We start from the raw sequence: 25,342 nt of genomic DNA on the forward strand, positions 1-25,342 counted from the left end.
ATAATATCGAAAATTTTAATACACCTTATCGTAAAATTAAATTCAAAAAACAAAAAAAAGAAACAAGCTTTTAACTTGTTTCTTTTTGATTTTTTATAGTAAATATTTTAAAACTCTTCTTGTTCAATTATACCATATCCACCATTTTTACGTTTATAAACTAGAGCTATTTCATCAGTTTCATCATTTTTGAAAATATAAAAATCATGTCCAACTAATTCCATTTGAAGAACTGCTTCTTCTTCACTCATTGGTTTTACATTTATTTTTTTACGTCTTTTAATTTCAAATGGTTCTTCTTTATATTCTTCAATATCTTCTTCTAGTATAATATCATTTATTTCTGCTGTATCAAATCTTATACTTTGATTTTCTTTATTTCTTTTTTGCATTTTACCTTTGTATTTTCTTAGTTGTATTTTTAATTTATCAACTATAAGGTCTATTGCTGGGTATAAGTTTTCTTGTGATTCTTCAGCTCTGATAACATGTCCATTTTTAGGAGTTATAGTTACCTCTATTTTCTGTCTTCCTTTTCTTGCACTCACAGTAACTTTTACATCTGTATCTGGGGCAACGTATTTATCTAGTTTGCTAAGTTTAGCTTCTACGTTTTCTTTTATTCCCTGAGTTAATTCCATTTGTCTTCCAGATATAGTAAGTTTCATAACTATCTCTCCTTTCAATCAAGTGAATATTTTTATATATTCACTGCACTTCTTTTCTATTTAGTTATATATTTCTACATATAAGTTAAATCTCCTCTTTTTTTTGAAAAAATTTTTATTCTTTTCTGAAAATTATTCAAATCTTATAAAAATTTTTGTTTAATATCTAGTGGATATTGTGGATATTTAGCTGTTGATATTGTTAATAACTTTGTTGATAACTATTTTTTCGTGTGTATTACTTGTTTTCAGGTTTTCACTTTTCCACATTATATTCCTTTTTTTGTTATTAATTTGTTAATTATTTTTAACAATAAATATATTTAATTTATCATAATAAAAAAGAGAGCATAACGCTCTCTTTTTTAGATATTTAGCTGACCTGGTCTTTGCCCCCACACTCGCCTACTGGAGGGTTCGCTCTGGGTTGCATCACTACTACTCTCTCTCGATTGGAATTTATTTTTGAATATCGGTAGGTCTTACTTCTAGGCCGCACCATGATCACTGTCCCGCTTTTAGGACTAGCTTACGTGGATCCCTTTGCCTGCGACTGGCTTGGACTTTCAACCACAGACCTAAATATCTTTTCCCATTTTAATATATTTATTCAAAATCGTCAATGATTATTTTTACTTTAATTTATATTTCTAGTTAGAAATGTCATTACTATTATATTTTTAACTCCATATATTTTTAATTTTTTTGAAATTTCATTGGTTGTTGTTCCCGTTGTAAAAATATCATCTATCAAAAATACTGTTTTATCTTTTATAATTTCGCTACCATTCTTTATTTCAAATGCATTCTTTAATTCTTTTTCTCTATCAATTTTGTCTAAAGCATAAAGTCTTTTCGTATTTTTATTTCTTTTTATACAATCTATCATTGGTATTTTTGTAAGCTCAGATAAATATATAGCAATTTTTTCCGCTTGATTAAAACCTCTTTTTTTCATTCTTTTTTTGTGTAGAGGAACTGGAATTATATAATCTGCTTTTATACATTCAAAATCAATTTTTTCTTTCATTATATTCGCTATATATTTTGCAATATAGGTATTTCCATAATATTTCAAAGATAAAACTAATATTTTACTTTTTTCAGTATACTCTATACATGATATGGCTCTATCAAAATAAAATCTTTTGTCTTTACAAAAACTACATCTTTCAACTTCTTCTATTTTATCTTTTTTTATATCATCATAATCTTCTTTATAACCTTCTTTGTATCCATCAAATTTTTTCATTAAATATTCTTCATCTTCATCTATATCTGATTTAGATAATTTTTCTAGACCATTTTCATCTACTGAAATAATACAATTTTTTTCTATTTCTTTCATCATATTTTCTGACAATATTTCTTCTTTTTCTATTTCTATTTTATTTATTATAGGTTTTCCACATTTATAACACTCATCTTTAATAAAAATTAAATCTTCAAAGCATTCCCTACATAAAGAATATGTATTATTAGGATCTATTGGTCTTTTACATATTAGACATGTTATATTTTCTGGAAACAAAAAATCTAAAATTATTGATATAAATTTCAATTATTCTAGCACTCCTTCTCTTTTTATTGTATTTAGTTTGAAGGCTAGGTTTGAATATCTTGCGTTTACTCTATTATTTTGTATCATCTGTTTTAAATATTTTATATCCCCAACAAGAACAACTAGTTTTTTAGCTCTTGTTATAGCTGTATATAAAAGATTTCTCGATAATAACATAGGAGGTGCCCAAGATATAGGTATTACTACTACAGGAAATTCACTTCCTTGGCTTTTATGAATAGTTGTACAGAAACTGTGGTCTAGTTCATCTAATTCTTCAAATTTATATTCTGCTATTTTTGAACCTTCAAACATAACGTATATAATTTTTTTATTCTTATCTATATAATAAATATATCCAATATCCCCATTATATATTCCTTCTCCACTTTCTGTTTCATCTTCATTTTTCCAACTTTTAGTATAATTGTTTTTTATTTGCATAACTTTATCTCCAACCCTAAATGTTCTTTTATTTAGATTTACTTCTATTTTTCTTTCCGAACATGGATTTAGATATTTTTGTAATATGATATTCATATTATTTACACCAATATCACCTTTTCTCATAGGACTTAATATTTGTATATCATCTAATGGGTCTACTTTATAAAATTTAGGTAGTCTAGTTTCTACTAGTCCAATTACAGTTTTTACTATTTCTTCATTTGTTTGAGCTTTTAAGAAGAAGAAATCTTTATTTTTTACATTTAAATATGGTGCTTCACCATGGTTTATTTTATGTGCATTTACTACAATCATACTCTCTTGAGCTTGTCTAAATACTTCATCTAATTTTACAACTTTTATAACATCTGAATCTATTATATCTCTTAAAACATTTCCTGCTCCAACTGATGGTAGCTGGTCACTATCTCCAACTATTATAAGTCTAGTTCCTGGTTTTATAGCATTTATCAGACTATACATAAGAACTATATCTATCATTGATGCTTCATCTACTATTATTACATCTGCTTTTATAGGTTCATCTTCATTTTTAAAAAATATTAATTCATCATCAGAAGAATATCCCATTTCTAATAGTCTATGTATAGTTTTTGCATCTTCATTTGAAGTTTCACTCATTCTTTTAGCAGCTCTACCTGTTGGTGCAGCAAGTACAACCTCTTTTTTCCAACGCTTAAATATTTTTATTATTGTATTTATAGTTGTTGTTTTTCCTGTACCAGGACCACCAGTTATAACACTTACTCCATTTTTCAAAGCCTCTAAAACAGCTTCTCTTTGCTTATTTGCTAAATTTATCTTTTCTTCTTTTTCTACTTCATTGATATCTTTTTCTATATCTATATTTTTTTCTTTTTTAAACTTAAAACTCGCTAATTCAATTAATTTTTTACATACTCCGTTTTCTGCAAGATAATAATTCATAATATATACATTTAAATTGTTTCCAATTTTATCTAATTTTATTTTTTGAGCATATGCTAAATCAAGTAGACATTCGTCAATCTTTTCTATATCAACTCCAAGTAATTTCATAGCCTCATTTTCTACATCTTCTTCTGGTAAAAAAGTATGCCCTTCATTTAATGCATTTTTTAAGACAAATATTATTCCTTGATTTATTCTATCTTTAGATTCTCTATCTATTCCTATTTTTTGAGCTATATTATCTGCTATTTTAAATCCAATTCCTCTTATATCCTCTGCTAATCTATATGGATTTGATTTTATTAATTTCATCGCTCTAGAATTATATTTTTTATATATTTTTAAGCATAAATTAGGTGTTATTCCAAATGGAGCTAATTCAAGAATTATTTTTCTAAGTTCTCTGTCTTCTTCATAACTTTCTACTATCTGGGCCACTTTCTTTTTGCCTATACCATCTACTTCTTGAAGTTTTTCAGGAGAATTTTGTATTATATTTAATGTATCGACACCAAATTTTTCTATTATTTTATTTGCCATTTTTTCTCCAATACCTTTTACCATACCTGATGATAGATATACTCTTATTCCTTCAACAGATGTCGGTGTTACAGGCATAAATGAACTTACTTCAAATTGGTTTCCGTAAATTTTATGTCTTCCCCATTTTCCTTCCACTTCTATTGTTTCACCAATTGAAAGAGTTGGCATACATCCTACTACTGTTATTTCTCCATCTTCATTTGTAAATTTTGCTATTGTGTACCCATTATCATCATTTTGAAAAACTATATCAGTTATTAGACCTTCTATTCTCTCCACTTTATCACCTCTTATTTTACAAATTTATAAATTCATTCCCATATAGTTTTATTTTTAAAATTTCATATAAGTTTTATTATACTAATAGTATTACTTTTTTTCAAACAAGAGTTCGTATAAGTTTATGTATCTTATTAAAAATATTTTTAATCTCTTCATAAAAAAATGCATACATTTAGAATAAACTAAATGTATGCATAATATTTTCTCTATTAAGTATTAAGCAAGAGCTTCTTTTTTAAGTATTTCTGCTTTATCTGTTCTTTCCCATGGAAGATCTATATCAGTTCTACCAAAGTGTCCGTAAGCAGCACACTGTTTGTATATTGGTCTTAAAAGATCAAGATCTCTTATTATTGCTCCTGGTCTTAAATCGAAGTGTTTATTAACTAATTCTACTAGTCTTTCTTCAGAAACTTTTCCTGTTCCAAATGTGTCTACAAATATAGATAAAGGTCTTGCTATACCTATAGCATATGATAATTCTATTTCACATTTATCTGCAAGTCCTGCTGCTACTATATTTTTAGCTACATATCTTGCTGCATAAGCTGCTGATCTATCAACTTTTGTAGGGTCTTTTCCTGAGAAAGCTCCTCCACCATGTCTTGAATATCCACCATAAGTATCTATTATTATTTTTCTACCTGTAAGTCCTGTATCTCCCTGTGGTCCACCTACAACAAATCTACCTGTTGGATTTATATAGAATAATGTTTCATCATCAAGAAGTTCTGCAGGTATAACTGCTTTTATTACATGTTCTATTAAATCTTTTCTTATCTGTTCATTAGTTACTTCTTCACCATGCTGAGAAGATATTAATACAGTATGAACTCTAACTGGTTTATTATCTTCATATTCCACTGTTACCTGAGTTTTACCATCTGGTCTTAAGTAATCAAGAAGTCCTGATTTTCTAACTTCAGTTAATCTTCTAGATAATTTATGCGCTAAAGATATTGGTAGTGGCATAAGTTCTGGTGTTTCATTACAAGCAAATCCGAACATTATACCCTGATCTCCAGCACCTACTTTTTCTATTTCTTCTTCTGTTACTTCTCCTGATTTACTCTCTAAACCTTCATCAACACCCATAGCTATATCGCCTGATTGTTCATCTATAGATGTTATAACTGCACAAGTATCGCAGTCAAATCCATATTTAGCTCTTGTATAACCTATTTCTCTAACTGTTTCTCTTACTAATTTTGGTATATCAATATATGCTGATGTACTTATTTCTCCTGCTACAAGAACTAGTCCTGTTGTTACTGTTGTTTCACATGCAACTCTAGCTTTTGAATCTGCTTCTAGTAATGCATCTAATATTGAATCTGATATCTGGTCACATATTTTATCTGGATGTCCTTCAGTTACTGATTCTGATGTAAATAAATGTCTTGCCATTTTCCTTTTCCTCCTCTTTTCTTTAATTTACCTTATTTATTTTTATCTTCCTAATAATAGATTTTCCTACAATTATTGCCAATATAATATTAGCTTTTTTACAATAAAAAACCTCTTCACAAAAGAAGAGGTTAATTGTTCACAACTAATTAACGTAACCTCATCTTTCAGGATAAATCCTGTAGGAATTAGCACCTTTTCCCTTTTGGGTGGTTGCTGGGCTTCGTAGGGCCTGTCCCTCAGCCACTCTTGATAAGGCAATCAAGATTTCGTCTATTTTTTTAACGAATTTAATTTTATAATATATATTATTGTTTGTCAATATAAAATTCAAACTTATATAATTCTTATTTTATTTTTCTGTTAAAGCAAACATTAACTCGCCCTTACAAACTAATTCCCCATCAACATAAGCACAAGCATCTGCTTTACCAATATTTCTTTTTAGAGCCTTCATTTCTACTTCCATTTTTAATGTATCTCCAGGTCTAACTTCCTTTTTGAATCTAACTTTATCTATCCCTGCAAATACTCCTAATTTCCCTTTATTTTCGTCAATTGACATCATTGCAACTGCACCTACTTGTGCCATAGCTTCTATTATTAATACGCCTGGCATAATAGGATATTCTGGGAAATGTCCTTGGAAAAATGGTTCATTTACTGTAACATTTTTTATTCCAACAGCTCTTTTTCCTTCTTCTAATTCTATAATTTTATCTACTAGAAGAAATGGATATCTATGTGGAATTATTTCTTTTATTTGGTCTATATTAAGCATACTATCTCCTGACTTTTTACTAATAGTACTTTTTTATTATTATCTATTTTTCTTCCGCTGGAACTGATTTAAAAGATCCACCAGTTTTTAATATATCAAGTGATCCAAGTGCTGCTCCTGTACCTGTTGCGACACAAGATAATGGATTTTCAGCTATTCTAACTTTTATTCCTGTTCTCTGTTCTATTTTTTTATCAAGACCATATAATAATGATCCTCCACCTGTCATAACTATTCCTGATTCACTTATATCTGCTGCTAATTCTGGTGGTGTTTTTTCAAGTACTGAATGAGTTGTAACAACTATCTGTTCTACACATTCATCAAGTGCTTCTAATGTTTCAGAAGAACTTATTTCTACTGTACATGGAAGTCCTGTTATCTGATTTCTTCCTGTAACTTTCATGAATTTTTCTTCTTCTCTTTTATATGCACTACCTATCTCTATTTTAACTTTTTCTGCTGTTCTTTCACCTATTATTAAATTGTGCTGTTTTTTCATATATTTTGTTATAGCATCATCGAATTTATCTCCACCCATTTTTATTGAGTCACTTACAACAGCTCCTCCAAGAGATATTACTGCTATATCTACAGTTCCTCCACCGATATCTATAACCATATTTCCACTTGGTTCTCCAATTTCAATTCCTGCACCTATAGCTGCTGCTATTGGTTCTTCTATAACATAGACTTCTCTAGCTCCAGCCTGTTTAGTTGCATCTTCAACTGCTCTTTTTTCTACTTCTGTAACTCCTGTTGGTACACAAACCATTATTCTAGGCATTACAAATTTTCCAAAGCCTTTTTTTTCAACTATTTTTTCAACAAAATATTTTAACATTTTTTCAGTTGTATTGTAGTCAGAAATAACACCATCTCTAAGAGGTCTTATTGCTGATATATTTGCAGGTGTTCTACCTATCATTCTTTTTGCTTCATGTCCAACTGCTAATATTTCATTTGTTTTATTATCTATTGCAACTACTGAAGGTTCTTCAAGTACTATACCTTTATCACTAACATATACTAAAACATTTGCTGTTCCTAAATCTATCCCTATATCAACACCAGATACTTTTGCCATTTCAAAAACTCCTTTGTATTTTAAATTTAAATTTTATTATTATTTCTATTTATTACAAATTCAATTATATCATATTTTTATCTATTACTATATATATTTAATTACAACATTAATAGACATAGACTATTCTTCAATAATTTCTATGTTTCCACCTAATGCTCTTATTTTTTTATCTATATCAACATATCCTCTTTGTATATGATATATTTCACCTATCTGAGTTTCTCCTTCTGCTATAAGTCCACATAGTATAAGTGCTGCCCCTGCTCTAAGGTCTGTAGCATTTACTTTTGCACCATATAGTTTTTCTACACCATTGACTATAGCACTTCTTCCTTCTATTTTTATGTCAGCACCCATTCTATTAAATTCTGCAACATGCATAAATCTATTTTCAAATACAGTTTCTATAACAACTGCTGTTCCATTTGCTATTGTAAGCATTGCCATAAATTGAGCCTGTACATCTGTTGGGAATCCTGGATGTGGTAGAGTTTTTATATCTATAGGTTTTAATGTTTCTGGACCTATTACTCTAACTGCATTGTCCATTTCAATTACTTGACATCCCGCTTCTCTTAATTTTGCTACAATAGGTTTTAAATGTTCCATTAATACATTTTCAACAACTATATCACCTTTTGTCATTGCTGCTGCAACCATATATGTTGCTGCTTCTATTCTATCAGGTATTATTGTATGTTCTGCACCTTTTAACTCTTTAACACCTTTTATTTTTATTGTATTTGTTCCTGCACCTTTTACATTTGCACCCATTTCATTTAAGAAGTTTGCTAAGTCAACTATTTCTGGTTCTTCTGCTGCATTTTCTATTATAGTTGTTCCTTCTGCTAATGCTGCTGCCATCATTATATTTTCAGTTGCTCCAACTGATGGGAAGTCAAGATATAATTTATTCCCTTCTAATTTTTCTGCTTTTGCTTCTACAAATCCATGGTCTATTTCTACTTCTGCACCTAATGATTTGAATCCTTTTAAATGTAAATCTATTGGTCTAGTCCCTATAGCACATCCTCCAGGCATAGATATTTTTGTCTGATTAAATCTAGCAAGTAAAGGTCCCATTACTAAGAAAGATGCTCTCATTTTTCTTACTAATTCATATGGAGCTTCACAAGTAGTTATATTGCTTGCATCTACTGTTAGAGTTGTTCCTTCATATGTAACATCTGCTCCTAAATGTCTTAAAAGGTCTGATATTACATGAACATCTCTAAGATTAGGTACTCCTTTTAAAACTGATTTTCCATCTGCAAGTAATGTTGCAGCAATTATTGGTAGTACTGCATTTTTTGCTCCATCTATTTTAACTGTTCCTTTTAAAGGATTGCTTTTCTTTACGATTATTTTTGGCATATTATTTCTCCTCTAATTCATTTCATCTATTTTCATTTATCAATTTACTATTTTATCTCTTATCAATTTTGATATTTTTTAATAATTATTCTATATAAATTCAACTTAAATACAATAAATCTCTTTTTATCTTTATTGTATTCTTTATTATATAATACTTCTATAAAAATTTCATTAGTATTGCTTAGTTTGTAACTTTTTTTAATCAATCAAATAGTCTTAATTTTTTATAATTTTTTAATTCAAATTTTAAATACCTTATCAATTATATCACTTTATGTAAACTTTATGAATATAGAATAACAAAAAAAGACTGTATTTTTATAAATACAATCCTTTTTTGTTATTTTACTTTATTCTAAATAGTCTTTTTAATCCTCTTCCTACTACTTGAAAGAAAGTTAATGATTTTACTAATCTTTCAGATTCTATATATTTATTTATAGCTCTTAATGTAGCTTTATTATCTCTTGTAGAGAATGTAAATGTCCCATTTTCTTTTGTTACAATTGCAAATCTAGATATCCATTTACCTTTAAAATTTACAGAACCCATAATATAATTTATCTCTTCCCATGGTATTTGAATATAATCATTTATATTTTTTTCATTATAAAATTCAAACGCTTTATCACCAATCATAACATTTCCATAACTTGCAAGTCCTAAAAAGGATGTTGCTGGTACAGTATAATCTACTTTTGTATTTAGTGATTGTGCCATAAAAGAACCTCCTTAATTATAGTAAATTAAAGAAAAGCTCAGATAACTGAGCTTTTCTTTCTAAATATTTATTATAAATATTTTATTACATTATTCCTACAAGATGACCAAGTATACCAACTACGAATAATGCTACGATTATTACTATTGGAGATACTTTTTTCTTTAATAACTGGCAGCATAATAATGTTAATAATAAAGCTGCTAATCCAGGTATTAACTGATCTAAGTTTCCTTGTAAAGTAGTTACTTTTACTGCATCTAATGCATTTGCACCTAATGAATTGTACATTGATAGTGCTTGTTTTATACCTTCTGTTCCTGCTGGTAAACTAGCCCAATCTATATAAGCACCTTCAGATTGAGTAACTTGAGATACTATAGGAGTAAATGAAATACTTACCCAACGCTGAACTAGAGAACCTATTATGAACATACCAAGGATTGACGCTCCCTGAGTTATTTTTCCTAATAATCCACCTGATAAATCTTGTGCTATTGAGTTACCAACTTTGTATCCGAATTCCTGAGTATACCATAAGAATGCTATACGTATTATATTCCATGCTAAGAAGAATATTAATGGTCCTACTATATTACCACTTAATGCAAGAGATGCACCTAATGCACCAAGTATTGGTCTTAGTGTGAACCAGAATACTGGATCCCCTACACCTGCTAGAGGTCCCATCATACCAACTTTAACACCCTGTATTGCCTGGTCATTTATTTCAGCACCATTAGCTCTTTCTTCTTCTAATGCTAATGTAACCCCCATAACTGGAGCTGATACATATGGATGTGTGTTGTAGAATTCCATGTGTCTTTTTAAAGCTTCACACTGGTCTTCTTTATTTGTGTATAATTTTTTGATTGCTGGTATCATTGAGTAACACCAACCACCATTTTGCATACGTTCATAGTTCCATGAACCTTGAAGGAACTGATGACGCCAAGCTACAGACATACGATCTTTTTTACTTAATGTTTTTCTTTCTGCCATTTTTCTTTCCTCCTTCAAGATTAATATTCGTTTAATATATCACCTAATGGGTCTCCAGAGCCACCAACTCCGTTACCACCATTACCGCCATTTTCTTTTAGTCCTAAGTATATTAGAGCTAATGCAACACCTATTGCACCTAATGCTATAAGTGTTAACTGATTTATAGCAGCTAAAACAAATCCTAATGCAAAGAATGGCCATGTTTCTTTTGTTGACATCATGTTTATAACCATTGCATAACCAACTGCAGCAACCATTCCTCCACCTATTGTCATACCTGTTGCTAACCATTCAGGCATTGAGTTTAATACATTTGTTACAACTGTTGCTGGAACGAAACAAAGTGCAGCTGCTGGTATAGCTATTCTTATACCTTGTAGTAATATAGCTATTATCTGCCACATTTCTATTGAACGCATATTTCCTTTTTCTGCTGCTGCATCCATGAAATGAACTATTGGTATTGTTAATGTACGACATATCATAGTTAAGAATAATCCTGCTACTGATAATGGTATAGCAACAGCTATAGATGTAGATATTGCGTTCTGTACATTAGTTGTACCACCATTTAATCCTAAAACCATTATAATTGCAGATGCAACTGAAGCTAGTGCAGCATCTGGTGCAACTGCCGCACCAACGTTTGCCCAACCTAAAGCTATCATCTGTAGTGAACCACCAAGGATAACTCCTTCAGTTAAATGTCCACTTACTAATCCTATTAATGTACATGCCACTAGAGGCTGATGGAACTGGAACTCATCTAGTACACCTTCCATACCTGCTAGCAAGGCAACGACAATTATTAAAAGTACTGTTATCATTGACATAAATTTATATCCTCCTCGCCTTTATGCTTTTGCTAATTCAGCTTTTGCTTTTTTAAGAAGATTGTCGATATTTTCTCCAGATTCACTTGGAACCTTACGAACATCGAAAGTTATTCCCATAGCTTTTAATTTTTCAATTGTTTCTACGTCTTTTAAATCCATAGCTATAGCTTTGTTTACAACAACTTTACCTACAGAATGAGCCATAGAACCAAGGTTTAATTCTTTTACATCTACTCCACCTTCTATTGCACGAAGTGCATCTTCTGGTGTTTCAAATAATAACATTGCTTCAGTATTTCCAAAACGAGTATCTTTTGCAACTTTTATCATTTTGTCTATTGGAACAACGTTAGCTTTCACCCCTGGAGGTGCTGCCTGTTCTATCATTTTTTTACGTAAATCGTCATGAGCAACTGAGTCAGATACTACTATTATACGATTTGGTTTTGTTGTTTTTGTCCAAGTTGTTGCAACCTGTCCATGTAATAGACGAGTATCTATACGCGCTAAAACATATTTTATTTTTCCGTCTCCTATTACTGTTCCCTCAGGAATAGCACCCGCTTTAGTTGTTTGCTGAACTGGAGCAGTTTCAACTTTTTTAGGTTCTAATTCTTCTGGGCAAACTTTTATGCCTTCTCTTCCAGCTCCAACTATATGAGCTGCAATTTCATGGGCAGTTTCCATAGATAAACGAGCACCATATGCTTCTATAAGCATTGGTAAGTTAAGACCTGTTACTATTGCCCATTTATCTTCATGTCCAGCAAGAAGTCCATTAGCCTGATTAAATGGAGTTCCACTCCATAAATCAACTAAAAATAATACCTCTTCAGGATTTTCGAAAGTAGCAATAGCTTCTTCAATCTTAGCTTTTAAATCGTCTGGTCCTTCACTTGGCTGTAATGTTACCGCTTTAACATCTTGCTGTTCGCCAAATATCATTGATACTGACTGTAGTATTCCATTAGCAAAGTCACCATGACTAGCAAGAATAATTCCTACCATCTCTCTTTCCTCCAATCATTATTTTTTTATAGATGGAGAGTAAATACAGGAGATTATTATTACAATATACAATTTTAAACCAACCTCTTATTAAGTTAAAATATAACAATGTAATTAAAACCTTTTCATAATACCAATTTTTATAGGTAAACAATATCCTATTTTATACTCTTCAAATATAGTTTTATTATATATAAGCTTTGAAAAATTTTCAACAATCTTTTATACAGTCTTTTTTCTTAAGGAAATATGATAACCTTATCAACTTTTAAAAGAAAATTAAAAAGCCATGAATATTTTTTTTATTTATAAAATATTCATGGCTTCTTTAAAAAAAAATTTTTTTATCAAATTTTATTCAACTGTAACTGATTTAGCTAAATTTCTTGGTTTATCAACATCAAGACCTTTCATTGTTGATACATAATAAGCTAGTAATTGCATTGGTATTACTGCTAATATAGGAACTAACATATCATCGCAGTTTGGAATGTATATAACTTCATCAGATACTTTTTCAACACTTTCGTTATGTTGTTGAGCTATAGATATTACAAAGGCTCCTCTTGCTTTTACTTCTTGCATATTTGATACCATTTTTTCAAATAATTTTTCTTGAGTTGCTATAGCTATTACCGGTGTTTCTTCTTCTATTAACGCTATTGTTCCATGTTTTAGTTCGCCAGCTGCAAATGCTTCTGAATGAATATATGAAACTTCTTTTAATTTTAAAGATCCTTCCATTGCTAAAGAATAATCCACACCTCTTCCTAAGAAAAATACATGCTCTTTAGAAACTATTTTTTTTGCAATATCTTTTATTTTTTCTTGTTTTGATATTATTTCTTCTATCTTTTCAGGAAGTTTTTTCATTTTATTTATTATTTCTTTATAGTATTCTTCACTTATTGTTCCTTTTGCAAGAGCAAAATTTAAAGCTATCATATATAATGATGTTATTTGTGTTGTATAAGCTTTTGTTGATGCAACTGCTATTTCAGGTCCTGCCCAAGTATAAAATACCTCATCTGCTTCTCTAGATATTGAAGATCCTACTACATTTGTTATTGCTAAAACTTTAGCTCCTTTTTCTTTTACATCTCTAAGTACAGCAAGTGTATCTGCTGTTTCTCCTGATTGACTAACTAATATTACTAATGAATTCTCATCTACAAAATTTTCATTATATCTGAATTCTGATGCTATATCTGATATAACTGGAACTTTTAAATATTTTTCAAGTGCATTTTTACCAAGTAACCCTGCATGATAAGCCGTTCCACATGCTACAATATAAATTTTATTTATTTTTTCTAATTCTTCTTTAGATATTTTTATACCTTCTAAAACTATATTTCCATCATCATCAAGTCTTCTTTCCAATGTATTTTTAACACCTTCTGGTTGTTCATTTATTTCTTTAAGCATAAAACTATCATATCCACCTTTTGAAGCTGCTTCAATATCCCATTTTACATCATATATTTCTTTTTCGACTAGATTTCTTTCTGAATCATATATTTTTAGTTCATTATCTTTTATATGTACTACTTCCCCATTTTCTAAGAAATACACTTTTTTTGTATATTTTAAAAGTGCTGGAATATCAGATGCTATAAAGTTTTCACCCTCTCCAACACCTGCTATAAGGGGACTGTCTTTTCTAACTGCTACTAATTCTTTTTCATTATCTTTACAAATTACACCAAGTGCATAGGCTCCTCTTAATTTAGAAACCGCTTTATAAACAGCGTCTAAAAGATTTCCTTCATAATATTTATCTACCAAATGTGCAATTACTTCTGTATCAGTTTCTGATTTAAATTCAATACCTTCTGATTTTAATTCCTCTTTTAATTCCATATAATTTTCTATTATTCCGTTATGAACAACAGCGATTGTTTTATCTTGATTATAGTGGGGATGAGAATTTACATCTGAAGGTTCTCCATGAGTTGCCCATCTTGTATGACCTATACCTAAATTTCCCTCTAAGCTGTTTTTTTCTATGTCTTTTGCAAGTACAGACAATCTTCCTTTAAATTTTCTAACTTCTAATTTTCCTTCATTTACTACTGCTATTCCAGCAGAATCATATCCTCTATACTCTAACTTTGATAGTCCATCGACTATTACCTCTGCTGCATTTTTGTGTCCTAAGTATCCTACTATTCCACACATATTTTTACCTCCTAAAAATTAAATTTATTTATTTTTAAGAAGTAGTGATAAAAAAATCATTTACTCAAACTTCCCTTTGTTCACCAGATCACTCTCATGCTTTAAAGAAGTTTTTACGATGGTAAATTCACCGCAGAGCACCCGCCGAAAATTCGATTAACTCTGACCTCGTCAACTTGAAAATTTAATTTTTTAATTCTCTTATAAATATAAGTTCAATAATATTTATTTTACAGATATTATTATTCAAGTTCTGGCGCTAAAAACGGATATAAGAATTTTAGATCTTATATCCGTAATTTTACAACTAAGCTAGTCTTTCTTTTATAAGTTCTGCAAGGTTAGTTGCTAATTCTTTTATCTGATCTACTTCTTTACCCTCTAACATTACTCTTACTAATGGTTCAGTACCTGATGGTCTTATAAGAACTCTACCTTCTCCATCTAAAAGTTTTTCTATTCTTTCTATTTCTTCTTTTACTTCAGGAAACTCCATGTATCTATTTTTATTTTCATTTTTAACTTTTGCATTTATAAGAACTTGTGGATATTGCTCCATAACAGAAGCTATTTCTGAAAGAGCTTTTCCTTCTTCTGCAATTATTCCTGATAATACTAGAGAACTTAAAGTCCCATCTCCAGTTGTGTTATTATCAAGGAATATTAAATGTCCAGATTGTTCTCCACCTAAAACATATCCTTCTTTTAGCATTTCTTCCATTACATATCTATCTCCAACAGAAGTTATAGCAAGGTTTATACCATGTTCTTTGGCTGCTATTTTTAAACCTATATTAGACATTACAGTAACTACTAATGTATCTTTAGCTAGTTTACCTTTTTTCTTTAAATTTATAGCACTTAATATAAGTATTCTATCTCCATCCATTATATTACCTTTTTCATCTACTGCTATTAATCTATCTGCATCTCCATCATAAGCAAGACCATAATCAGCACCTTCTTTTACAACTGTTTCTTGTAACTTTTCTGGATGAGTTGAACCACATTTATTGTTTATATTTGTTCCATCTGGTTCGGCATTTATAACAATAAGATCTGCACCTAATCTTCTATATGCATCTGGAGCAACCTTTGATGCAGCACCATTAGCACAATCAAGAACTATTTTTTTACCAGTTAAATCAACTCCAGCTGTTTCTATTAAAAAATCAACATATTCTTTTTGAGCTTCATGTTTGTGTATTCTTTTTCCAACATCTACTCCTGTTGGATTACATTTTACAGCATCTATATTGTCTATATATTTTTCTATCTCTAGTTCTATATTATCATCTAGTTTAAATCCATCTTTATTAAAGAATTTTATTCCATTAAATTCTACAGGATTATGTGAAGCTGATATTACAACACCACAATCTGCATTATATTTTCTTGTTAAATATGCAACTGCTGGTGTAGGTATTACTCCTACAGTTATAACATCGCATCCAACTGACATAAGGCCTGATATTAACGCTGCTTCTAACATATCTCCTGATATTCTAGTATCTTTACCAACAACAACTTTTACTCTATGATCTCCTTGTGCAAGAACATATCCACCTGCTCTTCCTAGTTTATATGCAAGATTACAATCAAGTTCTGTATTAGCTACTCCTCTAACTCCATCTGTCCCAAAATATTTTCTCATACTATTCTCCTTTTCTTGGACTCAAATTTAAATATTTTATTATTTTTGTAATTATTTTCTATTTTTATTTTATTATATTTATGGATATCATTTTTTTCCATAAGATTATTTTATTACTTATTTATAAAAAACTCAATAGAAATATTTATATGTTAAATAAAAAGTAAAAGCATAATTTTATTTTGATTTATAAAAAAATATTTCTTATTTTTATATTAAATTATTATATAATAAAGTAATTAATTTTAAATATTCTATATATAAATTAAAATTACTTTATATATAAAAAAGAAAACCATCGATAAATCGACGGTTTTCTCATCTATATTATAAGTAATTTTGGCTAAACAAAATTTATTTTCTAGTAGCTTCGATACCTTTTTCTAATGCTTCTCTATTTAGAGGTATGAATTTAGCTTTTCTTTCTCCGAAAACTTTTTTGAATGCTTCTAATACAGAATCAACTTCAACTGTTCCAGAAACTCCAAGGTAAGCACCTAACATTATCATATTAGCAACTTTTGGATTTCCTAATTCAGCTGCTATATCATTAGCATCTATATAATATACATCAACATCAGTTCTTTCAACTTTTTCTTTTATTAAAGAAGAGTTAACTAATATTTTTCCACCTGGAACAACGTCTTTCTGGAATTTGTGGAATGCTGGTAAGTTCATTAATATTGCTGCTGTAGCATCATCAGTTATTAATGGAGAACCTACTTCATGATCTGATACTGTAACTGCACAGTTAGCAGTACCTCCACGCATTTCTGGACCATAAGATGGTAACCAAGAAACTTCTTTATTTTCTAGCATTCCTGCATAAGTTAGTAACTGTCCCATAGACATAACACCCTGGCCTCCGAAGCCTGCACATATTACTCTAGCTGTAGACATTTACTTCACCTCCTGTTCTTCAAGATCAACGTCTTTAAAGTTTCCTAATGGATAATATGGTATCATGTTATCTCTTAACCACTGTAAAGCTGCTGGAGCTGTCATACCCCAGTTAGTTGGACAAGTAGATAATACTTCTACTATAGAGAATCCTTTACCAGCTAACTGTACCTGGAAAGCTTTCTTTATAGCTTTTTTAGCTGCTCTTACATGAGCTGGAGTATCAACTGTAACTCTTTCTACAAATACTGCACCCTGTAATGTAGCTAACATTTCAGACATTCTCATAGAGAAACCATTTATTTCTGGATTTCTACCATCCTGACAAGTAGTAGCTTTCTGTCCTACTAATGTAGTTGGAGCCATCTGTCCACCAGTCATTCCGTATATAGCATTATTTACGAATATAGTAGTTATTTTTTCTCCTCTATTTGCAGCATGAACTATTTCAGCAGCACCTATAGATGCTAAGTCACCATCTCCCTGATAAGTAAATACTACTTTATCTGGCTGACATCTTTTTATTCCTGTTGCACAAGCTGGTGCTCTACCATGAGCAGCTTCCTGTGTATCACAGTTGAAGTAGTTATATGCTAAAACTGAACATCCAACTGGAACAACACCTATAGCATCTCCTAAAACTCCTAATTCTTCTAAAACTTCTGCTACTAATCTATGGATTATACCATGAGTACATCCTGGACAGTAGTGAGTCTGGACTTTCTGAAGTCCTTCAGTTCTTTTAAATACAACAGCCATTATTTAGCACCTCCTGAAAGTATTTCTTTTGCCATTCTTACTAAATCTTTTGGTACTGGCACCATACCACCTGGTCTACCATGGAAGTGAACTGGTAATTTACATTCACATGCTAATTTAACGTCTTCTATCATCTGTCCCATAGACATTTCTACAACGAATAAATCTTTAGCATTTGGTATTTCTTTAAATGCTTTATTTGGGAATGGCCATAAAACTTTTGGTCTTATTAAACCAACTTTTAGACCTTCTTCTCTTAATTCATCTACTGCGTTTTTAACAACTCTTGAAGTTGTTCCATATGCAACAAATACTAATTCAGCATCATCTGTTTTATACATTTCATACTGAACTTCATTTTCTTCAATTTTTTTGAATTTTTCATTTAAATGCCAGCAGTGTTCTTCAAGAACTTCTGGTGATAAGTATAAAGAGTTTATAACATTTGGTTTTCTCTGTCCTTTAGTACCAGTTGTTGCCCAATCTTTTGGAGGTAATTCTCTTTTCTTTTCTGGAGCTCTAAATTCTACTGGTTCCATCATCTGTCCTATCATACCATCAGCCATAACCATTACTGGTGTTCTGTAGCAATCTGCAACATCAAATGCTTCCTGTATCATATCTACTGCTTCCTGAACTGTAGCTGGAGCGAAAACTGGAGTTCTATAGTCACCATTTCCTCCACCTCTAGTTGACATGTAGTAGTCTGCCTGAGATGGCTGTATACTTCCTAGTCCTGGACCACCTCTCATTACGTTTAATATAACGCAAGGAACTTCTGCACCAACTGCATAAGTTATCCCTTCTTGTTTTAAAGCCACACCTGGTGAAGATGAAGAAGTCATTACTCTTACTCCTGATCCTCCTGCACCATAAACCATATTTATAGCAGCAACTTCAGATTCAGACTGAACGAATGCTCCACCTATTTTTGGTAATTCTCTTGATAAATATTCTGGTAATTCACTCTGTGGAGTTATTGGGTAACCGAAGAAATATTTACATCCAGCTTCTATTGCTGCTTTACCAAATGCTTCGTTACCTTTCATAAGTATCTTAGCCATTTAAAATTCCCCCCTATTATCTCATTAATAATAATTAGTTTCTTTCTACAGTTATAACTACGTCTGGACACATCATTGCACAGCTAGCACAACCTATACATTTGTCCATATCTACTACTGTTGCTGGGTTGTATCCCTTTTCATTTGTTGCTTCTGTGTTTAATTTTATTATTTTCATTGGACATACTTCTACACACAATCCACAACCTTTACAGTACTTTTCATCAAAAGATACTCTTCCTTTAGCCATTTGCTTAAGCCTCCTTAAACTTTCTTATTTATTTGAAGTCAAACTACATCATCCAGTCATCTCTCATATATAGATCTATTGGAAGTATTTCTCCTTCTAGATTATCAGGAAGATCTTTTATAACCTCTCTGATGCAAGCAACATATTTTATTGGTATATTTCTTAATTTAGAAACTTCTCTTGAAACTTCTTGTCCTTTTAATACATCTTCTACTGTTGTAGCTTTCAGCATATGAGTATTATTTATAAGACCTGTAACCTTTAATTGTGATGCTTGTTCTATTTCATCTATATATTCCATAACTTCTTCAGCAGTCTGAGTTCTCTCTCTGTTAGCGTTTACTACAAATAGTAAATCATATTCATCTTCAGGTATAGATTCTCTGAATCTAGCTATTACCCTAGCACCTACTTTATCTCCACCTAAATCTATTACATATTGATAAGATTTATCATGCATAGGAGCTGTTACTTCTGCTGAAACAGCAGGTAAGTCTAAACTTGGTGCATCTACTGAACTATCTATAGGATGTATTCCCATAGCTTTCATTTCTTCTTTTCTTTCTCTTGATCTGAAATAAACATTTACAACATCAAGATCTGCAAGAGCTACTTTATCTTTTGTTTCTTTTCTTAATTGTACAGCATAATTTACAGCAAATTCGCTTTTCCCACTACCATAGTGTCCTGTTATTATTCTTATTCTTTTATCTTTACTTACCATATACTTGAGCCTCTTCTTCTTTATTAAGAACTCTTAGTCCACCTTGAGCTAGAGCTATCATTTCATCTTCTCCTGGGTAAACTTTGACTTCTGATATGAATTTTACTCTATCTATTATTTCTTTAGTAAATGATTTTGAATAAGCTATACCACCAGTTAATAATATAGCATCTACATTGCCTTTTAATACAGCTGCACATGCACCTATTTCTTTTGCTACTTGATAAGCCATAGCATCATAAACAAGTTTTGCTTTTTCATTTCCTGCTTCTATCATTTCTTCAACTTCTCTTGCATCATTAGTATTTAGATAAGAAACAAGACCTGCACTTCCTTTTATTTTTTTCTTCATATCATCTAGTGAATATTCACCACTGAAGCACATTTTTATTAAGCTTCCTACTGGTAGTCCACCAGATCTTTCTGGAGAGAATGGTCCTTCCCCATCAAGTGCATTTGCTACATCTATTACTCTACCTTTTTCATGTGCTCCTACAGATATTCCTCCACCCATATGAGCTACTATAAGGTTAACTTCTTCATATGTTTTTCCTATTTCTTTTGCATATCTTCTTGCAATTGCTTTTTGATTTAGAGCATGGAATATACTAGTTCTTTCTATATCAGCCATTCCTGATATTCTAGCTATATCTTGTAATTCATCAACAACAACTGGGTCTACTATGAAAGAAGGTACTCCTACTTCATCGCCTATTTGTTTAGCGATTATTCCACCTAAATTAGATGCATGTTCTCCTGATACTCCTACTTTTAAGTCTTCAACCATTTCTTCATTAACTGAATAAGTTCCACCTTTTATAGGTTTTAAAAGACCTCCTCTACCAACAACAGCGTCTAATTCAGATGCTTTCACTCCGCCTTCTGCAAGAGCATCTTCTATTACTCCTTTACGGAATTCAAACTGATCTGCTATTTTATCGTATTTACCAATCTCTTCTGAAGAGTGTCTAAGTGTTTTTTCAAATACTAATGATTCATCATCAAAAACTGCTATTTTTGTAGACGTTGAACCAGGATTGATAGTTAATATTCTATTTACTTTACTCATGTAGTTTTACCTCCTATAAAATTTAAAACCTATTGTTTTAACAAATTTATTTTTAGATAATTTGTTTGAATTTATATTTTCTAAAATATTATTTTAGATTTAATCATATTATTTTTTTATTTTTTATTTTGCTGTTTTTGCAGCCATTAGTACACCAAGTGCTATTGAGTTTAATTTAGTTTCTTCTGTATCTGCTCTTGAAGTTAATATAACTGGAGCTTTTGCACCAACTATAACTCCTGCATTCTTAGCCTGTGCAAAGAATACCATTGATTTGTATAATACATTACCTGCTTCTATATCAGGAACTAATAATATATCTGCTTTCCCAGCACCTGGATGTGTTACACCTTTATGTGATGCTGCTTCTTCTGATACTGCATTATCTAGTGCAAATGGACCACCAACTACACAGCCTTCTATTTCGCCTCTTTCACACATAGCTTGAAGTTCTGCAGCTTCTACAGTATCTTTCATTTTAGGATTTACTTTTTCTTTTGCACAAAGACATGCTACATTTGGTTTTTCTATATCAAGTGCATGAGCAACTTCTACAGAATTTTCTATTATTTGTTTTTTAGCAGCAACATCTGGTGCAAGATTCATTGCAGCATCTGTTATAAAGAATAATCTATCAAATCCATTAACATCAAATACAGCAACATGACTTAATACTTTTCCTGTTCTTAATCCTATTTCTTTATCTAAAACAGCTTTTAGAACTATTGATGTATCAACTATTCCTTTCATTACCATATCAGCTTTTCCTGTTGATACAAGTTCAACTGCTTTTCTTGATGCTTCTGTTAAATCTTCTATGTTTATTAATTCATAATTAGATAAATCTATTCCTATTTCTTTTGCTATAGCTTCTGTTTTTTCTATATCTCCAACTAATATAGCTTTTGCTATTCCTTCTTTTCTTGCCATTTCAACTGCAAGTAAAACTTCTTTATCCTGACTGCAAGCAACAGATATTACTTTTGGTCCTCTTTCTTTTGCAAATTTTATAACTTCTTCAAAGTTTCTCATAAACTCCACCTCGTAGTAGTATTTTTATTGTATATCATAATTAAATTATACGATATAATTAATACAAAGTATATCGTTTTCCAAATAATTAATATTTATTTTTTTGCATAGTATATCATTAAAAATATATTATATCTTTATAATATATCTAAAATAAATAAGTTGCAATAAAAATATAAATTTAACAAAAATAAATTTATTTTTTTATTAAATTCATATATTTTATATTGTTTTTTATTTAATTTTTCAGACTATTTTTTTCTTTTTTAAAATTAAATTTTATTTTAATATTTTTATATTCTGAAAATTTATTATTATCTTTATTATTTAAAGTATAGATAAAATCCCGAATCTAAAGTAGATTCGGGATTTCATATAGTCAATTTTACATTATCTAAATTTTATTTTACTAATGATTCATACTAACAATAACTTTATTTTATCAATACTTATATCTTGTTAACATTTCTCATTAGTATATCATTTTTATTTGACTTGTTATTAAATTATTATTTTTCAAAACTCAATTTTACTTTTTCTTCATCTGATTTCACACCATTTGGAAGTACAAGTTTTACATCAATATTTTTTTTATCTTTTAACTCATCTGAACTTACTTTTTCTGTTTCTATATATTGTATATTTTTAAGCAATTCTTCTTTTCCTTTTATAGAAACTTCTTCTTGACTTATTTTATAATTAACAATTTCATTTTCTCCAAAAGAAACTTTTATTGGAACTTTTTTCTCACTTAGAAGTTTGATATCTACATTTATATAATTATCACTAATCTCTATTCCTTTGACTTCTTTTCCATCAGAATCAATAGGTATAAGTCTAACTTTTTTTATAAAGTGTTTGCTTGATTCTTCTTTTAGTGAATCTATTTTACCTATTATTTTTTTGACTTTATTCATCTGAGTTCTAGGTCCACTTACTTCAATATAATCTTTTTTAGGCTTGATAGATTCTATATTTTCTTTGTCTTTAGACGAAATATTTATATATACTTTTAATTCTTTTGTTATTTTCTTTTCCAAGTTTACAATAATTGTATTTTGAGTAAATTCATGACTAACTCTATCTGACATATTAGCTCTTAAATAAACCTCATTTTTACCTTCTATAGGATTATCTATTTCACCATATACTTTTATATCATCTTTATTTATATTTTTTACATTTGATAATTTACCACTTACATTTATACTAGATAGCAGATCATCTTTAGGATATATTACTAAATCTTTATCTGAAACTTCTTCCATATTACTTACAGTAACAGGTATATTTTCAATTAATTTTGTATCTTCTGGATCAACTATTGCTATTACATATATCCATAATGCTATTGCACTAAAGAGTGATATCAGCTTTACTTTTGTATTATTTTTTATTCTCATCATTTAAATAATCCTCCTATAAAGGAACTTTTTTCTTCTTTTCTGACTTTTAGATTATGAGATAATATACTTCTCATTCTTTCTTTTGTAATATCCCTGTACAATTTACCAGATTTAGCTATAGAAACCCCTCCTGTTTCTTCTGATACAATAAGAGTCAAACAATCTGAAACTTCACTAACACCTACTCCTGCTCTATGTCTAGTTCCTAAGTCTTTACTAAGATCTTTGCTTTGTGTTAGTGGTAGAAAACATGCTCCAGCTTTTATTTTTGATTCTCTTATTACAACAGCTCCATCATGAAGAGGTGTATTAGGAATAAATATATTTATCAGTAATTGCCTAGATATTTCTGAATTTAATATAGTCCCAGTATTTATTATATCATTTAGTTTTGTTTCTCTTTCCATAACAATTAAAGCTCCTATTTTTTGTCTTGATAAAGAATATAGTGCTTCTACTATTTCATCTATTATGTGATTAAATTTTTCTTCTGATATTTCCCGCTGTTTTTGGAATATTTTAAGTTTAGTTCTACCTATATGCTCTAATCCTGCTCTTAATTCCGGTTGGAATATTATAAATGGAAGTATAAATCCAACTTCAAGTGATTTAACTAATAACCAATATATAGTATGTAATTTAAATATTTTACTAGCACCAGTTGCAACCAATAAAACCAAAATTCCTTTTAAAACTTGTTCTGCTCTTGTATCTTTTATAAACATAAATATTTTGTAAAATAAATATGTAACTATTGCTATATCAATAATATCATTAATACCCATCTGATATATTATATTTAAAAATTCTCCTATAAAAGAACTTAAATCTAACAATTTATTCACTCCCTTTATATTTTATCTATTCAAAATTAATCTTATCTTCATTTATTAAATTATTAAATATTAATAATATTTTTATTCAAAATTATTAATATTTTTATTTTATTATCAATATTACTTTTATCAATACTATTATATATTAAGTAAACTATATATCTTTCATTAAATATTATACTATATCTAAGTATCAAAATATATAACTTCTTTATTTTGTATATAAATTGTATATTTTTTATATTTTTTTCTAATATTGTAACTATTTTTTAATTTTTTATGTTTTTAAAAATAAAAAAAGACTTTGTTTAATAAACAAAGTCTTTATATATGAGCGCACAAGGATTCGAACCTTGGACACACGCCTTAGAAGGGCGTTGCTCTATCCAGCTGAGCTATGCACCCATGATATTAAATGGAGCGGGAAACGAGATTCGAACTCGCGACTTCGACCTTGGCAAGGTCGCGCTCTACCGCTGAACTATTCCCGCATTTATTTGGCGACTCGGATGGGGTTCGAACCCACGACCTCCAGCGTGACAGGCTGGCATTCTAACCAACTGAACTACCGAGCCAAATAAAAATGGTGGGGTTAACAGGGCTCGAACCTGTGACCCCCTGCTTGTAAGGCAGATGCTCTCCCAGCTGAGCTATAACCCCATAATTGGAGCGGGTGAAGGGGATCGAACCCTCACAGCTGGCTTGGAAGGCCAGAACTCTACCATTGAGCTACACCCGCATATTTAGTTGGTGACCCGTAGGAGAATCGAACTCCTGTTACCACCGTGAA

At 30.1% G+C, this 25,342-nt stretch carries 22 protein-coding genes, 5 tRNA genes and 1 riboswitch; all 27 genes read right to left on the reverse strand.

All coding sequences use genetic code 11. The features are described 5' to 3' along the window. Positions 1-107: 107 nt before the first annotated feature. Positions 108-668 carry a ribosome hibernation-promoting factor, HPF/YfiA family gene (gene hpf, locus Q1J78_RS05360; protein WP_300278503.1) on the reverse strand — a complete coding sequence of 187 codons (561 nt, stop codon included), beginning with the start codon at positions 666-668 and terminating at the stop codon, positions 108-110. A gap of 637 nt (positions 669-1,305) precedes the next feature. Next, positions 1,306-2,229 (reverse strand): ComFC family protein, encoded by a 924-nt coding sequence (locus Q1J78_RS05365; protein ID WP_300278506.1) that lies wholly within the window; start codon positions 2,227-2,229, stop codon positions 1,306-1,308. After that, positions 2,230-4,449 carry an SF1B family DNA helicase RecD2 gene (recD2, locus tag Q1J78_RS05370; protein WP_300278509.1) on the reverse strand — a complete coding sequence of 740 codons (2,220 nt, stop codon included), beginning with the start codon at positions 4,447-4,449 and terminating at the stop codon, positions 2,230-2,232. Positions 4,450-4,668: 219 nt separating this feature from the next. Next, the gene (metK, locus tag Q1J78_RS05375) at positions 4,669-5,859 is read right to left on the reverse strand and encodes a methionine adenosyltransferase (RefSeq protein ID WP_300278512.1); all 1,191 of its coding nucleotides are present in this window, start codon (positions 5,857-5,859) and stop codon (positions 4,669-4,671) included. A gap of 157 nt (positions 5,860-6,016) precedes the next feature. Next, a riboswitch (SAM riboswitch) is annotated at positions 6,017-6,118 on the reverse strand. Between the two features lie 93 nt (positions 6,119-6,211). After that, positions 6,212-6,640, reverse strand: coding sequence for a 3-hydroxyacyl-ACP dehydratase FabZ (gene fabZ, locus Q1J78_RS05380; RefSeq protein ID WP_300278515.1), 429 nt, complete (start codon positions 6,638-6,640; stop codon positions 6,212-6,214). Positions 6,641-6,683: 43 nt separating this feature from the next. Continuing rightward, positions 6,684-7,727 (reverse strand): rod shape-determining protein, encoded by a 1,044-nt coding sequence (locus Q1J78_RS05385; protein WP_300278518.1) that lies wholly within the window; start codon positions 7,725-7,727, stop codon positions 6,684-6,686. Between the two features lie 123 nt (positions 7,728-7,850). Continuing rightward, positions 7,851-9,104 (reverse strand): UDP-N-acetylglucosamine 1-carboxyvinyltransferase, encoded by a 1,254-nt coding sequence (murA, locus tag Q1J78_RS05390; RefSeq protein WP_300278522.1) that lies wholly within the window; start codon positions 9,102-9,104, stop codon positions 7,851-7,853. Between the two features lie 348 nt (positions 9,105-9,452). Beyond that, positions 9,453-9,827 (reverse strand): DUF956 family protein, encoded by a 375-nt coding sequence (locus tag Q1J78_RS05395; protein WP_300278526.1) that lies wholly within the window; start codon positions 9,825-9,827, stop codon positions 9,453-9,455. An 85-nt stretch (positions 9,828-9,912) separates the two neighbouring features. Continuing rightward, the gene (locus Q1J78_RS05400) at positions 9,913-10,830 is read right to left on the reverse strand and encodes a PTS system mannose/fructose/sorbose family transporter subunit IID (RefSeq protein ID WP_300278529.1); all 918 of its coding nucleotides are present in this window, start codon (positions 10,828-10,830) and stop codon (positions 9,913-9,915) included. A gap of 20 nt (positions 10,831-10,850) precedes the next feature. Continuing rightward, positions 10,851-11,666: a PTS mannose/fructose/sorbose transporter subunit IIC gene (locus Q1J78_RS05405; RefSeq protein WP_300278532.1), complete on the reverse strand. Its 816-nt coding sequence runs from the start codon at positions 11,664-11,666 to the stop codon at positions 10,851-10,853. A gap of 21 nt (positions 11,667-11,687) precedes the next feature. After that, the gene (locus tag Q1J78_RS05410) at positions 11,688-12,677 is read right to left on the reverse strand and encodes a mannose/fructose/sorbose PTS transporter subunit IIA (protein ID WP_300278535.1); all 990 of its coding nucleotides are present in this window, start codon (positions 12,675-12,677) and stop codon (positions 11,688-11,690) included. Between the two features lie 354 nt (positions 12,678-13,031). Then, positions 13,032-14,858, reverse strand: a complete 1,827-nt coding sequence (gene glmS, locus Q1J78_RS05415; RefSeq protein ID WP_300278537.1) for a glutamine--fructose-6-phosphate transaminase (isomerizing) — start codon at positions 14,856-14,858, stop codon at positions 13,032-13,034. 307 nt (positions 14,859-15,165) lie between these two features. Further along, a complete protein-coding gene (gene glmM, locus Q1J78_RS05420) occupies positions 15,166-16,512 on the reverse strand; it encodes a phosphoglucosamine mutase (RefSeq protein ID WP_300278540.1) in 1,347 nt (448 codons plus the stop codon). Positions 16,513-16,866: 354 nt separating this feature from the next. Continuing rightward, a complete protein-coding gene (locus Q1J78_RS05425) occupies positions 16,867-17,412 on the reverse strand; it encodes a 2-oxoacid:ferredoxin oxidoreductase subunit gamma family protein (protein WP_300278542.1) in 546 nt (181 codons plus the stop codon). Further along, positions 17,413-18,171 carry a thiamine pyrophosphate-dependent enzyme gene (locus tag Q1J78_RS05430; RefSeq protein ID WP_300278545.1) on the reverse strand — a complete coding sequence of 253 codons (759 nt, stop codon included), beginning with the start codon at positions 18,169-18,171 and terminating at the stop codon, positions 17,413-17,415. Beyond that, positions 18,171-19,235, reverse strand: a complete 1,065-nt coding sequence (locus tag Q1J78_RS05435; protein ID WP_300278548.1) for a 3-methyl-2-oxobutanoate dehydrogenase subunit VorB — start codon at positions 19,233-19,235, stop codon at positions 18,171-18,173. The genes Q1J78_RS05430 and Q1J78_RS05435 overlap by 1 nt, the downstream gene beginning before the upstream one ends. Positions 19,236-19,269: 34 nt before the next feature. Beyond that, a complete protein-coding gene (locus tag Q1J78_RS05440) occupies positions 19,270-19,485 on the reverse strand; it encodes a 4Fe-4S binding protein (protein WP_300278552.1) in 216 nt (71 codons plus the stop codon). A gap of 43 nt (positions 19,486-19,528) precedes the next feature. After that, the gene (locus tag Q1J78_RS05445; protein WP_300278555.1) at positions 19,529-20,209 is read right to left on the reverse strand and encodes a P-loop NTPase family protein; all 681 of its coding nucleotides are present in this window, start codon (positions 20,207-20,209) and stop codon (positions 19,529-19,531) included. Then, positions 20,199-21,278 (reverse strand): butyrate kinase, encoded by a 1,080-nt coding sequence (gene buk / locus Q1J78_RS05450; protein WP_300278558.1) that lies wholly within the window; start codon positions 21,276-21,278, stop codon positions 20,199-20,201. Before buk ends, Q1J78_RS05445 begins: the two co-directional genes overlap by 11 nt. Positions 21,279-21,401: 123 nt before the next feature. Then, the gene (gene ptb, locus Q1J78_RS05455) at positions 21,402-22,310 is read right to left on the reverse strand and encodes a phosphate butyryltransferase (RefSeq protein ID WP_300278561.1); all 909 of its coding nucleotides are present in this window, start codon (positions 22,308-22,310) and stop codon (positions 21,402-21,404) included. Positions 22,311-22,819: 509 nt separating this feature from the next. Further along, positions 22,820-23,716, reverse strand: a complete 897-nt coding sequence (locus Q1J78_RS05460; RefSeq protein ID WP_300278564.1) for a CdaR family protein — start codon at positions 23,714-23,716, stop codon at positions 22,820-22,822. Continuing rightward, positions 23,713-24,552 carry a diadenylate cyclase CdaA gene (gene cdaA / locus Q1J78_RS05465; protein WP_300278567.1) on the reverse strand — a complete coding sequence of 280 codons (840 nt, stop codon included), beginning with the start codon at positions 24,550-24,552 and terminating at the stop codon, positions 23,713-23,715. Before cdaA ends, Q1J78_RS05460 begins: the two co-directional genes overlap by 4 nt. Before the next feature lie 331 nt (positions 24,553-24,883). Further along, positions 24,884-24,957, reverse strand: a tRNA-Arg gene (locus tag Q1J78_RS05470). 11 nt (positions 24,958-24,968) lie between these two features. Then, positions 24,969-25,043 (reverse strand) — tRNA-Gly (locus Q1J78_RS05475). A 7-nt stretch (positions 25,044-25,050) separates the two neighbouring features. Continuing rightward, positions 25,051-25,127 (reverse strand) — tRNA-Asp (locus Q1J78_RS05480). 9 nt (positions 25,128-25,136) lie between these two features. Continuing rightward, positions 25,137-25,212 (reverse strand) — tRNA-Val (locus Q1J78_RS05485). A 5-nt stretch (positions 25,213-25,217) separates the two neighbouring features. Next, positions 25,218-25,291: transfer RNA gene (locus tag Q1J78_RS05490), tRNA-Gly, on the reverse strand. Positions 25,292-25,342: the final 51 nt, after the last annotated feature.

Origin of the sequence: Peptacetobacter sp. (assembly GCF_029264495.1) — a bacterium.
In the GTDB taxonomy this organism is placed as follows: Bacteria; Bacillota; Clostridia; order Peptostreptococcales; family Peptostreptococcaceae; genus Peptacetobacter.

Coding starts and splice junctions, on each gene's coding strand:
- Q1J78_RS05460 (WP_300278564.1), bottom strand. CDS start 23,716: ATGATGAGAATAAAAAATAATACAAAAGTAAAGCTGATATCACTCTTT.
- Q1J78_RS05400 (WP_300278529.1), bottom strand. CDS start 10,830: ATGGCAGAAAGAAAAACATTAAGTAAAAAAGATCGTATGTCTGTAGCT.
- fabZ (WP_300278515.1), bottom strand. CDS start 6,640: ATGCTTAATATAGACCAAATAAAAGAAATAATTCCACATAGATATCCA.
- hpf (WP_300278503.1), bottom strand. CDS start 668: ATGAAACTTACTATATCTGGAAGACAAATGGAATTAACTCAGGGAATA.
- metK (WP_300278512.1), bottom strand. CDS start 5,859: ATGGCAAGACATTTATTTACATCAGAATCAGTAACTGAAGGACATCCA.
- glmM (WP_300278540.1), bottom strand. CDS start 16,512: ATGAGAAAATATTTTGGGACAGATGGAGTTAGAGGAGTAGCTAATACA.
- Q1J78_RS05440 (WP_300278552.1), bottom strand. CDS start 19,485: ATGGCTAAAGGAAGAGTATCTTTTGATGAAAAGTACTGTAAAGGTTGT.
- Q1J78_RS05405 (WP_300278532.1), bottom strand. CDS start 11,666: ATGTCAATGATAACAGTACTTTTAATAATTGTCGTTGCCTTGCTAGCA.
- buk (WP_300278558.1), bottom strand. CDS start 21,278: ATGAGTAAAGTAAATAGAATATTAACTATCAATCCTGGTTCAACGTCT.
- Q1J78_RS05395 (WP_300278526.1), bottom strand. CDS start 9,827: ATGGCACAATCACTAAATACAAAAGTAGATTATACTGTACCAGCAACA.
- Q1J78_RS05410 (WP_300278535.1), bottom strand. CDS start 12,677: ATGGTAGGAATTATTCTTGCTAGTCATGGTGACTTTGCTAATGGAATA.
- Q1J78_RS05425 (WP_300278542.1), bottom strand. CDS start 17,412: ATGTCTACAGCTAGAGTAATATGTGCAGGCTTCGGAGGCCAGGGTGTT.
- Q1J78_RS05430 (WP_300278545.1), bottom strand. CDS start 18,171: ATGGCTGTTGTATTTAAAAGAACTGAAGGACTTCAGAAAGTCCAGACT.
- Q1J78_RS05445 (WP_300278555.1), bottom strand. CDS start 20,209: ATGGTAAGTAAAGATAAAAGAATAAGAATAATAACAGGACACTATGGT.
- murA (WP_300278522.1), bottom strand. CDS start 9,104: ATGCCAAAAATAATCGTAAAGAAAAGCAATCCTTTAAAAGGAACAGTT.
- Q1J78_RS05435 (WP_300278548.1), bottom strand. CDS start 19,235: ATGGCTAAGATACTTATGAAAGGTAACGAAGCATTTGGTAAAGCAGCA.
- Q1J78_RS05385 (WP_300278518.1), bottom strand. CDS start 7,727: ATGGCAAAAGTATCTGGTGTTGATATAGGGATAGATTTAGGAACAGCA.
- glmS (WP_300278537.1), bottom strand. CDS start 14,858: ATGTGTGGAATAGTAGGATACTTAGGACACAAAAATGCAGCAGAGGTA.
- ptb (WP_300278561.1), bottom strand. CDS start 22,310: ATGAGAAACTTTGAAGAAGTTATAAAATTTGCAAAAGAAAGAGGACCA.